Annotated in this window: 12 protein-coding genes; 2 read left to right on the top strand and 10 right to left on the bottom strand. The window is 48.3% G+C overall.

What is annotated here, in order from left to right:
* Nucleotides 1-82: 82 nt before the first annotated feature.
* On the top strand, nucleotides 83-481 hold the full coding sequence (locus AC5WJX_RS06865; protein ID WP_494483918.1) for a helix-turn-helix domain-containing protein: 399 nt from the start codon (nucleotides 83-85) through the stop codon (nucleotides 479-481).
* A 206-nt stretch (nucleotides 482-687) separates the two neighbouring features.
* Here the strand turns inward: AC5WJX_RS06865 and AC5WJX_RS06860 are convergent, their stop codons facing one another.
* The 10 genes from AC5WJX_RS06860 to AC5WJX_RS06815 all read right to left on the bottom strand — a co-directional run bounded on the left by AC5WJX_RS06860 (nucleotide 688) and on the right by AC5WJX_RS06815 (nucleotide 10,886).
* On the bottom strand, nucleotides 688-1,170 hold the full coding sequence (locus AC5WJX_RS06860) for a DUF4625 domain-containing protein (protein ID WP_494483917.1): 483 nt from the start codon (nucleotides 1,168-1,170) through the stop codon (nucleotides 688-690).
* Nucleotides 1,171-1,255: 85 nt separating this feature from the next.
* Entirely contained in the window at nucleotides 1,256-1,972 is a 717-nt protein-coding gene (locus AC5WJX_RS06855; protein ID WP_494483916.1) for a DUF4625 domain-containing protein, read from the bottom strand.
* Nucleotides 1,973-2,069: 97 nt separating this feature from the next.
* Nucleotides 2,070-4,484: a TonB-dependent receptor gene (locus tag AC5WJX_RS06850; RefSeq protein ID WP_494483915.1), complete on the bottom strand. Its 2,415-nt coding sequence runs from the start codon at nucleotides 4,482-4,484 to the stop codon at nucleotides 2,070-2,072.
* 91 nt (nucleotides 4,485-4,575) lie between these two features.
* On the bottom strand, nucleotides 4,576-4,938 hold the full coding sequence (locus AC5WJX_RS06845; RefSeq protein WP_494483914.1) for a hypothetical protein: 363 nt from the start codon (nucleotides 4,936-4,938) through the stop codon (nucleotides 4,576-4,578).
* Between the two features lie 84 nt (nucleotides 4,939-5,022).
* Nucleotides 5,023-6,144, bottom strand: a complete 1,122-nt coding sequence (locus AC5WJX_RS06840) for a PepSY-associated TM helix domain-containing protein (RefSeq protein WP_494483913.1) — start codon at nucleotides 6,142-6,144, stop codon at nucleotides 5,023-5,025.
* A gap of 4 nt (nucleotides 6,145-6,148) precedes the next feature.
* The gene (locus tag AC5WJX_RS06835) at nucleotides 6,149-8,323 is read right to left on the bottom strand and encodes a TonB-dependent siderophore receptor (protein WP_494483912.1); all 2,175 of its coding nucleotides are present in this window, start codon (nucleotides 8,321-8,323) and stop codon (nucleotides 6,149-6,151) included.
* Between the two features lie 92 nt (nucleotides 8,324-8,415).
* A complete protein-coding gene (locus AC5WJX_RS06830) occupies nucleotides 8,416-8,793 on the bottom strand; it encodes a hypothetical protein (RefSeq protein WP_494483911.1) in 378 nt (125 codons plus the stop codon).
* Nucleotides 8,794-8,836: 43 nt separating this feature from the next.
* On the bottom strand, nucleotides 8,837-9,205 hold the full coding sequence (locus AC5WJX_RS06825; RefSeq protein WP_494483910.1) for a response regulator: 369 nt from the start codon (nucleotides 9,203-9,205) through the stop codon (nucleotides 8,837-8,839).
* Nucleotides 9,206-9,278: 73 nt separating this feature from the next.
* A complete protein-coding gene (locus AC5WJX_RS06820) occupies nucleotides 9,279-9,839 on the bottom strand; it encodes a thioredoxin family protein (RefSeq protein ID WP_494483909.1) in 561 nt (186 codons plus the stop codon).
* 318 nt (nucleotides 9,840-10,157) lie between these two features.
* Nucleotides 10,158-10,886, bottom strand: coding sequence for a GntR family transcriptional regulator (locus tag AC5WJX_RS06815; RefSeq protein WP_494483908.1), 729 nt, complete (start codon nucleotides 10,884-10,886; stop codon nucleotides 10,158-10,160).
* Nucleotides 10,887-11,145: 259 nt separating this feature from the next.
* On the opposite strand from AC5WJX_RS06815, the gene AC5WJX_RS06810 reads away from it, so the two are divergent.
* On the top strand, nucleotides 11,146-12,951 hold the full coding sequence (locus AC5WJX_RS06810; RefSeq protein WP_494483907.1) for a class I mannose-6-phosphate isomerase: 1,806 nt from the start codon (nucleotides 11,146-11,148) through the stop codon (nucleotides 12,949-12,951).
* Nucleotides 12,952-12,953 lie beyond the last annotated feature (2 nt).

Here is a 12,953-nt window from a genome sequence, read left to right as displayed (position 1 = left end):
AGCATGAATGACCACAATGTGGGTAATGTTTACACTACTTTGACGAAGCAAACAATTTTTTGAACCATCAAACAGAAAAAAAATGGCAGCACATCAAGGTGATATCATCGAAAGAATTATCAGAAGACAGGGTCATTCGATCTCTGATCTTGCGAAAATTACCGGCGTTAACCGACGCTCCATCTACAACTGGTTTTTACAGCCCAGACTTAAACCGGAAAACATTATTAAAGTGGGACAGGCTATTGGTCACGATTTCTCCGAACAGTTCCCCGACCAGTTTGTTTCCGAAGACTTTATCGCCGTTGAACGTAATGCAAGCATTGAAGATCAAAAAATAGATGTCTGGAAGGAAAAATATATCGATCTGCTGGAACGATATAATTTGTTGTTGCGGATTTCGAAGGGGGAGGTGCAGCTTCCGAATATGGAAGGGCAGACAAATGGCAGAATGGTAAACCACCAGGGGATTTTGATTTAAAGGTATGCAAGAGAGTAACCTCTCAGTTACCCCCCTGCATTAACGCTCTCAGGACAAATATAGAAATAGATACAACAGTTTCGGAAAATATTTCTACTTCGTATAAAAATTGCACAAAACTAAACGAAGTTTTACAATTGTTCATGCTAAGTTTGGGTGTATCGCAGATCTTCAAAAGGAAATTTGCACGATACATCAACTAACTGTTACTTCAATTTAATGCTGATCCCCTTAATAGTCTGCCAGCCCGCTTTATCCGTTACCCGGATCAGGAAGTGGTAGTCGCCCGCATCTACATCAGCCGGCACATCTATTTCCTGCTCCAGTACATGCTGTTTCAATCCCGGAGCTATCGGAAAATCCTGGATCAGGAGAAATGGCTTAACAGCCGTTTTCTTGGCTTCCATGGCGCAGCTGTTTACTTCTGTGCTGTGACTGTGCTGGTCGAAATTATGGTGTACATCCACACTCACGGAACCCAGTTCAACATTATCACTGAAAGTTGCACGCAACGTGAATTTGCTGCCTCGTTCAATTTCACTGCATTGCTTTGGAAATGCATTTGCCGCAGTGATATCGATCACCGGATAGGTCTCGTCAATAGGACTTTTGTCCTCGTCTTTGCTGCAGCCACTTAGAATCGCTGCACAGCTTAATAGCATCAGGATGCCTCCTTTAAAAATATTCATGGCTTAACGTATAAAACCGGAAGGCCATTGGCCTTCCGGTTGGGTTTGTAAAGGGTTTATTTAATGAGTTTTACGTTGCTCAGTGTTAAGGTTTATCAAAATGCTCCTCAAACTCCGCTGCTTTACCAGCCTGATCTACCACTTTCAAGTGCACATGGTAGTGTCCCTTAGGCGCGGCGGTTACATCCATGTGTTTGTGGAAATTGTAAGTTGTCTGTCCTACCATGTTCGCATCAGCATAGCTGAATTCTTTTTCCCAGCCCTTACCATGGATCTCTACGATGATCTGGGCAATCTTATTCGCTGCGGTAACCGTTGCTTCGGCATGCAGGTCATTTCCAGCGGCGTTCAGGCCAACTTCAAAACCAGCCAATGATGGAAGGCTTGGGTCATTCTGCAGTTCCAAAGTAGATTCAACCTTGGTTTCCTGTCCACTGCTGTCCCTTACCTTTAACACGACATCATAGCTGCCTAAAGCCGCGTCTGCAGGTACATCGACATGTTTGTGGAACTCAGCATTTTTCAATCCTGCAAAGCCCTCCATATAAACGGTGTTCAGTTTCCAACCTGTGCCACTTTTAGGGTTGATCTCCAGGGTTACACTTTCGATGTTTGCGGTCGCGGTGATTTCCGCTTCCACATGCACATCGCCACCCGGATGTGCGGTCTTGTTGTTGTCTGGCCCAATCTCCAGGGCGCTGATCACCGGTGCAGAAAGCCCCGCGACATCATCATCTTTTTTACAGGCGCCAAAAGTTGCCGCGATCAGCAGGAATCCTGCAATTAGTTTGTTGTGTTTCATGTTACTTGTTTTTGTTGTTTTCATTTTTGATTTTGTTGGTTGTTGTATACTGATTAAAGAACTCGATTCCTGCTGCGCATGGCTTTAGTAGATCCATTTAATGCTGCGGTTTGATCTTAAAAGGCAGCTTCAGCGAAAGCACCAGGTTCCTTCCGGCTTCCGGCAGTTCGATCAGCCGGTAAAAGCTGGTGTGGTTCAGGTAGCGTGCATTCAGTAGGTTCTGCGCCTGCAGGCTTAGCTGCACTTCCTGCCCGTAAAAGCGCAGTTTTGTGCCCGCCTGAACATTCAGCGTCTGATAACCTGGGGTCTTCTTTTCCGGTGGAACGATCTTGTTCTGCGCTGCCGTCATCCGGTAGTCCAGGGAGAGATAGCTGCCTTCCATTCCCCGGAGTTCAGGGTTCCAGCTTAGGTTCAGCAGCAGGGAAGCCGGCGGGGAGAAGGGGAGCGTATAACCTTTTTTGGCACCCGAAAGCTGCCTGTTGTACAGGTACTCGGCAAGCACTTCTGTACTCAGGCTTTTCCAAAAATTATACTTCAGCTGTAGCTCCGCACCATAGCGTAACACACGACTTTGCGCATATTCGAAGATCTGGTTCCCTGCGCCATAATTGCGGTCGTGCGCGGATGTAGGGTTCAGGTAAATGTAGTTGGGGAAATAGTTGTAAAAGGGGCTGAACTGCAGGGACCAGCGCTCCGCCGTCCAGACGGCACTGAAGTCTAGCTGGTAGCTTTGCTCGGGCGACAAGTCTGCGTTTCCACGTTCATAACTGAAATAATGATAGTTCACCCCATTGGCGCCGAGTTCCTTGGCGATCGGCATCCGGAAGCTTTTCCCCACATTTGCTTTCAGTGCCAGTTGCTCAAGATTGTAGTTCATGCCCAGGGACCAGACCAGGCTCTTGAAGTTCCGGTTCAGGTTTGCTGCACGAAGCACATGTTCTGCACTTGCAGCATCGCCGGCATTGATGTTAGATGGAAACCAGTCGCGGTATTCAAACATCCTGATCCTTCCATAATCAAAGCGCAGGGCCGCATGTAACAGCAGTTCCTCATTAACTTTTAGCTTATCGTACACGAATGCACCTGCTGTACTTTGATCAAAGGAAGGCACCAGGAAGCCCCAGCCATCTATGGTGTTATGTTGTTGTTCCAGATTGAACCCCATACTCAATCGGTGTTTTCCCAGGCTGATGTTGTCCCGCAAATTCACAGTATATACCCGCTTGTCGAAGCCACGCTCCAGTTCAGCGGGGATGCGCATGGAATCCGGGTATTGCGAAGGCATAAAGCCGTGGTTAACGTACATGCTGAACTCTTCGCGGAAGTTACGTTGGTAGCCGATTTCGAGCTCCAGGTTATGCGCCGCAAGCTGGTAGCTGCTGCGGTTGATGATCTTGAAATGGTTCACTTTCTGGCTTGGCAGCTGAATGTCCCTGCTGCTGGCATCGTGCATGACTTCATCCACACGGCGCGGCTCCAGCCCATGGGCATTCGCAAAGAAGCCGCTTTTGCTGTAGCTATTGCTCAGGTAGAAGATCGAGCGGAAATGATCGCTCAGGTATCCGGTACTGAAATGCAATCCACTTTCCCGGCCTGCCGTGTTCCGGAGCTGCCTGTTGTGCAAGGGCACCGCATAATCATAAACGAATACTGTATCTGCGGGAACTCGGTAATCGCCATAACGCTGCTCCGTGATCCGCGCATCAAAGAAGAGTTGCTGTTTGCGCCCATACAGATTGATGGAAGTGCCATACTGATCATTGTTGCTTTTTCCAATCAGCTCCACCGAGCCGCCAAGGGTGTGGGCTGCAGGTACAGCCGGCGGCTTCACGTGAATGGCTCCGGCAATGGCATCCGAGCCATATACAAACGCCGCTGCACCTTTGATCAGCTCCACAGACCCGGCAGCAAACTGGTCCAGCTCCAGCCCATGGTCGGCACCCCATTGCTGCCCTTCATGTTTTACGCCTTTGTCTACCACCACCACACGATTGAAGCCCAGGCCGCGGATCAGGGGTTTCGACTGCCCCGAACCAATGCCAATGGTCTTAATACCCGGCAGCCGCTCCAGCGTTTTCATCAGACTGCCACCGAGATTCCGTTGTATGAAATCCGGCCGGATGACTTCCACATTCAGCGATTCTTCCTGTTTGCGTTGCTGGATCAGGTTGTCCCGTACCTCCACTTCTTTCAGCTGGTGCTGCCGCTCATGCAGCATCAGTCGCAGCTGCCGGTCGGCGGAAAGCTCCACCTCCTGGTTCAACAGCATATAGCCCTCTACTGAAGCACTAAGCCTGTATTTGCCAGGTTGCAGGTTTGAAAATTGGAAATTGCCCGAAGCATCGCTGTGTGCATTGCGGTTTACAGGCTGGAGGCTAAGCAGGACATTTTCCAGCGGCTGTTCTGCGGCGTTCACAACTTTGCCCGACAAACGTATGGTCTGTCCATGAAGCAAAAAGGAAAACATGCAAAACGCTACGGTGAAAATGCCCTTCCATACAGAAGCAGTCATTTTATAGCATTAAGAATTAAAAAATATAGCAAAGGGGATTGCAGGCCAGCATGCTGGCAGCATCGGCGTCAGTATCTAGAAAGATGGCTGACTAGCAGGAAAAAGCAGGAGGACCTTTGTTGGTGAAGCCTTGTAAGCTAAACTTGTAGTTTCCAACAAAGACATTGGTGTTTAAGGTAATTGCATCCGGAAGGGGTACGCTGAGCACCAATGGATGACTGATGTAGAATTCTTTGGATTGCTGATGTGCGAGGTAATCACATATCTGACATTTGTCGGCTGCAGCAACCTGATCCTGATCATTGCCTTCATGCTGGTGCGTGTGCTCCAGTGCGGCAACTTTCGGGTGACTGTGGAAGATCTGTGCGACAGAGATGGAAAGAAACAGCATCACCAGCAGCATGGCGCCGGCCTGGTAGCATCTTCTCAAAATCTGTTTACGTTCTCTTCGCATCAACCGCAAATGTCTGATAAATTTGGAAAGCCTCGCTACCAGTCGTGTTAATTTTAAGTAACGAAGCTGTTAGATTGGTATAAATTACATTTTGTTTTTAAGGCTGCCCTCCGTTTTATTGCGCCTTCGCCAGAACAACAAGGCGCCGCTAATCGACAGTAACCCAGGTGTTAAACCCAGGAGCACATAGCCTACTTTTACCGGTGTGGTCCCGAAACTTCCGGTATGAAGGGGCATAAAACTGCTTTCGATCTTTTCCCACATCCCCATGTTTTCAAAACGATGCACATGAACAATCCGGCCATTTTTCGGATCTATGGACACGGAATTCGGGTTATAGAACAAGGGCAGCTGTCCTTCCCGCAAGCCGCTGATGCGGAAATCCTTCCCTGGCTGCGTAGGCAGATAGATGTTTTTGATCCTCAGATCCGGCATGCTTGCTTTTGCACTGCCTAACATGCTATCCATGGATACCTCCGCCAGGGTGTTTTCCGGCGCTGGCCGCATTTGCTTTTTCCAATAAGCCGGATCCATCGAGAACATGTTCATCCAAAATCCGGTGAAGAAAATGATAAGGTTAAACAACAGTGTCCAGACACCGATAATGCGGTGCAGACTGGAGGAGGCCCTGCGCCAGCTGTCCCATTTAAAAGGTACCCTGAACAGCAGTACCCGCCAGAAGAACTTCCGGTAGATGATCAGTCCGGTCAGCATGGATAGCAGCATGGTGATGCCGAAGATGGTGGCCAGCAATAAACCAGGGAGCCCAAGTTGGAAGCTCCAGTGGAACTGCAGGATCCAGTGCATCAAACCGGGATTGAACTCCCGGAGTTTGCCCTCCCGCAGCACCTTGCCGGTGTAGGGATCAATGTTCATCAGCCCCAGATCGTAAGTGCTGATCCTGCCATCGTTCTGGTACAAGCGGAAAGCCCAGGCCTGGTCAGCTGCAGCATCCGGGTTCAGCCAGGCAATGCCCCTGAGATTCGGATGGCGCGCAGTGATTTGCCGGTAAACCCGGTCCAGCGGCATTGGTGCAGCATGCGGGGCTGGCGGATGAACCCTCAACAGGTCGGCATTGAGCTTTTGATCGATTTCCTTCATGAACACCAGTGCGGAACCACTCAGACCGAGCAGCAGCAGGAAGATGCCGCTGATCAGTCCGAGCCAGCTATGTAGTGCAAAGGCTATTTTTGTAATCTTTTTCATAGGACTAAAAGATCTGGTAAGTCAGGCCCAGCCTGAAGTTGAAAGGATCACCTAAGCCGGCATTTGTTACTCCCGACCTGCTGCCTGTGAAATAGTGTTTGTCAGCCAGGTTGTAAGCATTCAGCTGGATGTTGTAACGACCACGCTGATAATTCAGGGCCGCATCAAAGACCGTATATTCCGGGAAGATGAAGTTTTGATTGCTGATCAGTCCGACCTGATCACCTACATACCGCATCCCGGCAGCGATACCCAAACCTTTCCAAGCAGTACGCCCAACCTGATATTTCAGCCAGAGGTTGGCCATGTGTTTAGGTGCATTGGCAAAGCGGTCGCCTTTTTTGCCAAAGGCCGTCGTGCTTCGTACCACATGTTCATTGTAGGCATATCCTGCAATGATGTTCAACTGCCGGATGCTGCCCATCAACGAAAATTCGAGACCCCTGCTACGGGTGCCATCAATAGCAGCCTGCCGGTGCGAGTTTTCTGGTGTTGGCGCTGCCGTCAGGATGTTCGCATAGTTGATCTGGTAGGCAGAAACGCTGGCCGAAAGCTGCCCTTGCAGCAGTTCTGCTTTGGAGCCCAGTTCATACTGTGTTGCCGTCCGGGTAGGAAAGGGTCCGCCGGAAAGCACATTATTGGAGGTTTGTGGATTGAAGGATCGCAGATAGCTACCGTAAATGGAAATGTTTTCCCCCGGCAGATAGACTAAACCTACACGCGGTATCCAGCCCGAAGCCTGAAGCGCATCACCTTGTTTGCTGTCGCGGGCAGAAAGTGGTGTTTCCTTAGCGTCGTAGTTGTCGTACCTTAAGGACAGCAGTGCCCGCAGACTTTTACCGAAGCTGATCTGATCCTGCAGGTATGCGCCGCCAAGATTGGTCACCCGTTTATTGTCGTCCGACTCCAGCACCGGTGCATCTGCGGCAGGTGGATCATTGCTGTAATCTGGATGGAAGATCGAAATACGGGTAGAGGCTTTATAGACATAATCATTCCTGGTCCAGCCATAACGGTTATAGTCCGCACCGACAATAAATTCATGGTGCAATACCCCTGTTTTCAGACTGTAATTGACGAATGCGGTCGTCTGCAAGGAAAACCGGTCCGTTTCCCAGTCCTGGTAGGCGCGACTAATCGAGTCATTTCTGATCTGGCCCTGTGGAATATGATCGGTATAGTCGAGCACATTTCTAACAGCGCGCTGCACCAGGCTAAGCTTCAGCTTTTCGTTGAAGCGGTGGTTGAAGGTCAGTGTTGCGGAACTATTGTTTGTCCGGCCGTAATCACTTGGGCTCTGCACCGTAAGGGCGGCAGGGTAGTAGTCGAAATCAAAGCTGCCATCCGGATTACGGCGGATGAAGCTGCCATTGTCGTATTGCTGCAGGGCCTTCTGCCTGGCGTAATTAATTTCCAGGTTCAGGTCCGTGTTTGCATTGAAGAGGTAGCTGATGGAAGGCGCGAGAAAGATGTTCTCTTTGTCCTGATCATTGCGGAAACTCTCCGAGCGATCATAACCGATATTCGCCCGGTACAGCAGTTTTTTATTCCTGCTTAAGGGGCCAGCCAGGTCGAGCGCTGCCCGGCGGAATTTCCAGCTGCCGAAGCTCAGGTCTATCCGCGCCAGGGGTTCTTCCTGGGGTTTTCTGGTGATGAAGTTGATGACGCCACCAGGTGCACCTTCACTGAACAGGGCGCCGGAAGGGCCACGCAGCAGCTCCACCGCTTCTACATTATAGAGCAGCGGTTGCTGGCTCCAGAGGAACAGGTTCCCCCGGATACCGTTGTACAACAGGAAACTTGCATCATTGGGGGAGTAGGCCGTAAAGCCACGCATGTTGAATGAACCATTGCCGTTGTTGGCCTTCATGCCGGTGAAGCTGCCGGCAATTTCATTCAGGGTGATCGCCTGCCGGTCGGCCATGGCTTCTGTGTTCATCACCTGCACCGATTGCGGGCTTAGCAACAGCGGTACTTCGGTACGGCTGGCAGCACTGGTTTTAGAAACCTGGTAGCGGGGTTTATGGAGTTTTACTTCCACTTCCTTCAGTTTCTCACCCGCAAGCGTGTCCTTAAGATTTTCTCTGTATCCTGCAGGGTTGTTTTTATCGGATTGTGCATAGATTTTTACGCCGCCAAGCAGCAACAGCATCAGCATGCTGAAAAATGGTATTTTCATTTTACGCGAAAAGGATGTTAAAAATTCAGAAAGTAGCGCACAGGCGGAACCGGGGCCCTGTAAAACAAAGCCGGTCGCTGGCGCAGAAAATTTTAACAGGATAGACTGGGTGGGTGGGCGATTTCGCGGTTGAATTCCGGCAGTTCAAACTTCTGGATTGAAGGTGTCTTTTTCGCCGGAACGGTGATGACCAGGGCAGGGGCAGCCGTTTCGTTCAGGAAGAACAGGTCTACGGATGCTTTTTTCTGTGTCTGGTTTTCCTGCTTCTTTTCTTTGTCTTCCGCATCCTTCAGTTTCTTCATCAGATAACACTTTCCCTCGCAGTTCAGTTCCGGACGATCCCGGTTTTCGCAAAGGGTAGCAGCGATATAAGCCTGATTGGATTTGAATTCCGCGTAAACAAAGAGCTTGGATAAGATGGAACTTAACAGCGCGAGCAGTAACGTAAAAGCAATAATGCGGCGGATCATTTGCCGGCAAAGATATTAAATATCTGCATGCGGCAGCAGGTATTTATCCTTTAGCCTTGATAAAGGCGTTAACCTGATTTACAAAGTGATCAATGTCGAAAGGTTTCTGTATAAATCCGTCCGCGGCACCTTCCGAGAGCGCGATATCTGAAGGGGCATGCGCAGACATGATAATAACCGGAATGGAGCTGGTATCAGAAGCTTGTTTAAGGGATTTACTGAGGTCGATGCCACTGCCATCAGGCAACATCACATCCATGATCACCAGATGAACGTTTTCTTTGTTGCTACGGTTTAAAAAGGCTTTCGCATTTTCGAAGGTTTCCACGGTATAACTAGCATCTTCGAGTACATATTCTACAATAAACCTGATGTCTGCATCATCTTCAACAATCTGTATAACCCTTTCCATGTTTTCTTTTGTAATGTATTAACGGGAATTCCTGCACTAAGTTTAAATAAAAACAACAAAAATATGCAAGGGGCTAGAACTTCCCGTTCATGGCCTGGAATAATTCCTTTTGCAGGCTCTGGCCTTTATCTTCATTATACCACCATTGTAACTGAAGTTTGATTTCCTCATCGCTGGCATCTTCGGCCTTTAGCCGGTCATAAAGCACCTGGCATTGCTCCGGCCTTGGCCCCCAAACCAGCAGATCTTTATTGCTGCCATCACGGATCACAAACTTGGGGATGGACTTCGCATTGCGGGTTAAGTATTGTTCGATCAGAAAGGGCTCCGAATCACGGAGCTGTATATCGAGTTTAATCAAGGGATTTTGCTCGCTGAGCATGTACAAAAAAGGGAGGATATGTGCCGCATCGCCACACCAGGGTTCCGTGATCACGATCCATTGTTGGGGCTTATCAAGCTGCTTTAGGTGTTGTACCAGCGTGTCGTCCAGCTGGCCAATCGTGAGCCAACGGCGTTGCCTCGACCAGTTCAGCTTGGTATAGTTGAGGTAGTCGGGATTGTTGTAGGGCGGAAGGCGTTTTGCGCTATCCAGTACAGCCTTAAAAAAGACTTTATAGGTTGGGAAATCCATATGAGATCGTTATGAACAAGCCGCAATATAAGCATATTGCGAGAAAGTTGTGAAATTATTGCACAGGTATAATCTTCTCGTGCTACAATACGCAAGTCCTAAGTCCTGAAGCACTTAGTGAACATCCTTTTCAGTTGTAAACCTTTCTGTTCAGCTGTTAATTTTTAAGACTCCTGGGTCAGTGCAAGGCCGTTTTCAACAGAGAATTTCTCATTACAACTACTGAAGTTGCTCAAGCCTATACATTGCCATATCGCTAATGATTGAATAAAGGTTTATAGTAAATATGCGCAAGGTGTGGAGGCTGCGTCATTTGAGCTACCTTGTACTCTCTACCGTATAAACAAAGCTGTCCGCTTTGTAATGACCTACGTTAAATTCAATGGGCCGCTCCAGCTGATCGTACACAAACCGCTTGCGAAAAAGAATGGGGCTGCCGGCAGGTACCTGTAATTTTTCCGCAATGAACGCATCGGCGCCAATTGCACTGATTTCTTCTTTTGATAAAGTTGCAATTACACCATGTTCTTGTTCCAGTAACTCGTACAACGGACGTTTGAAGTCATCGTCGGGGCTAAGTCCCACCCTGGGATGGAAGTAAGAGGCGAAATAAACAAAGGGCTCCTCCGGCCGACCACGGACCCGCTCCATTTTTAAGACCGGCTCATCGGACCGGATATTAAAGAAGATCATCAGGTTCTTGTCAGGCAGTTCCCAGGTAACATGCAGTTCAAAGTTCTTGATCGGGATTCCCCTTAATTTCATCTCCTGTGAAAAACTCAGCCAGTTATTTGATTTGGAGCTTACGGCACCTGGCGCAACCTTCGTTCCTGCCCGTTTTTTACGGATGAGCAAACCCTCAAACACTAATTTGTTAATCGCTATCCTAAGCGTAGTTCTCGAGATCCCCAGCCGTTCGGCCAACTCCACTTCATTCGGGATGTTCTTCCCATTCTGGTATTGTTCCTCGGTAATAAGCTGCCTGAGCAGGTTCTCTGCCTGAACATGTAGCGGAACAGGACTCTTGTGATCTATACTATAGCGCATGGTCATGATTATACACAAAAGTAAAATAATTCCGCTAATCCTTATATGTATGTACATATAAGGGTATGAAAAGGCCTGTGTTAGTGTATTTTAAATACTATTGCCTCGGAAGTTTAATTTTTAATAACATTTTGTTTATCTAAACAAATGTATATGTTTGTACATATAGGATGGTCACCATCGTGTATTTCTAATAATATGCCTGACAGCCTATATCCTGCAAGAGTTTAAAATAATATGTACACGCATAAATAAAATCATGACTTCAGATCTAAGAGCTAACCCAGTCCACACCAGCGCTGAACTACGTAAAACAGCGCAGTTCCTTATGCCTTCCCAATTAGATAAGCCCCATAATGTAAAAGATGGGTATAATATTTATCCTTCCGCTGCTCTGGGTAAGGACAAAATCTTCAGTGGCTATGAATCCTTAACGCAGTGGATTGTGGAGCAGCGGACTGTGCTTATTGACGGTTATGTTGGTGTATTCTGGGATAATGTACAGGAGGCCATCAATAGCTGCCTTGAGGCACGGGGATACCGTGCGAATTGGATCAAAACAGGAGACTTTCTAAAGTCCAGTGCCGATATCGATACGCTGATCGCGCCTTTTCTTGGTGCAGAAGACGCGGTATGGGGTAGCAAATGTACATTAAGCCTGCCGGACTTATACCAGATTGAAGCACTAAAGGCGCAATTGCCCGATCACACTGCAGAGGTCAATATCATCATCGGCCCTGCGGCTGCATTGGCCAATTGGGATGCCGCAATCCTATATATCGATCTCCCTAAAAATGAGTTTCAGTTTCGGATGCGCGCAGGAGCAGTAAATAACCTGGGTGCAACACAGTTTGTACAGCCCTTTCAAATGTACAAGCGGGCCTTCTTTGTAGACTGGGTGCTGCTGAATGAACATAAAAAGTCAATTCTAAATAAAATGACGGTGGTCGCAGACGGCCAATGGCCCGACACCATCAACTGGATGTATCAGTCGGACCTTGCTTCGGCGCTGGATCAACTCAGTCAGTCCGTTATTCGCGCCAGACCTTGGTTCGAACCGGGCGCCTGGGGTGGGCAATGGATCAAGGAGCACATCAGCGGCCTGAATACCGACGTTGTGAATTATGCCTGGTCTTTTGAGTTGATCTCACCTGAAAATGGTTTGGTGTTCGAAAGTAACGGCAATTTACTGGAAGTTTCTTTCGATATGTTGATGTTCCATAATCAGCAGCAAATGCTTGGTAAACATGCTGGAACCTATGGTGACCAGTTTCCAATCCGCTTTGATTTTCTGGATACCGTAAGAGGGGGCAATTTATCCATCCAATGCCATCCCAGTCTAAAATATATTCAGGAGCACTTTGGTGAGCAGATTACCCAGGATGAGACCTATTATATTCTGGACTGCGAAAAAGATGCAAGGGTTTACCTGGGGTTTCAGGACGACATCGAGCCCGAAACCTTTAAAGCAGTCCTGGAAGAAAGCCAGGAAAAGGGAGAAGAGATAGCGGTAGACAAGTATGTGCAATCGTTCGAAGCGGAAAAGCATGACTTTTTTCTAATACCAAACGGCACGGTGCATAGCGCTGGAGCGGGCAATTTAGTGCTTGAAATAAGTGCCACGCCATACATATTCACCTTCAAGATGTACGATTGGGTGAGGCTCGACCTGGATGGAAATCCGAGACCTATAAATATTGAACATGCCTTTAATAACCTGGATTTTGAGCGCAAAGGTGAAAAGGTACCACAGGAACTGATCTCTAAGCAGGCGCTGCTTGCAGAAGGCGAGGACTGGCAGATCCTGCACCTGCCTACACATCCGGAGCATTTCTATGATGTGCACCGTTTGGAATTTGACCAGCAGATCAGCGTACAGACGGAAGACAGCTGTCAAGTTTTAATGCTCGTTGAAGGAGATGCGGTAAGTATTCAAACAGCAGAGGGCAGCATTCAGCAATATGCCTATGCGGAGACCTTCGTGGTTCCAGCTGCGGCAGGATCCTACCAACTAACAAACCTGGGTGAAGGTCGCGCTAAAGTGATCAAGGCATTTTTAAAGTAAGC

The sequence above is a fragment of the Pedobacter sp. NEAU-ZC8 genome (assembly GCF_059278965.1).
Note: the sequence above shows the minus strand (reverse complement) of the source record. Positions and strands in the feature narration are given on the sequence as shown.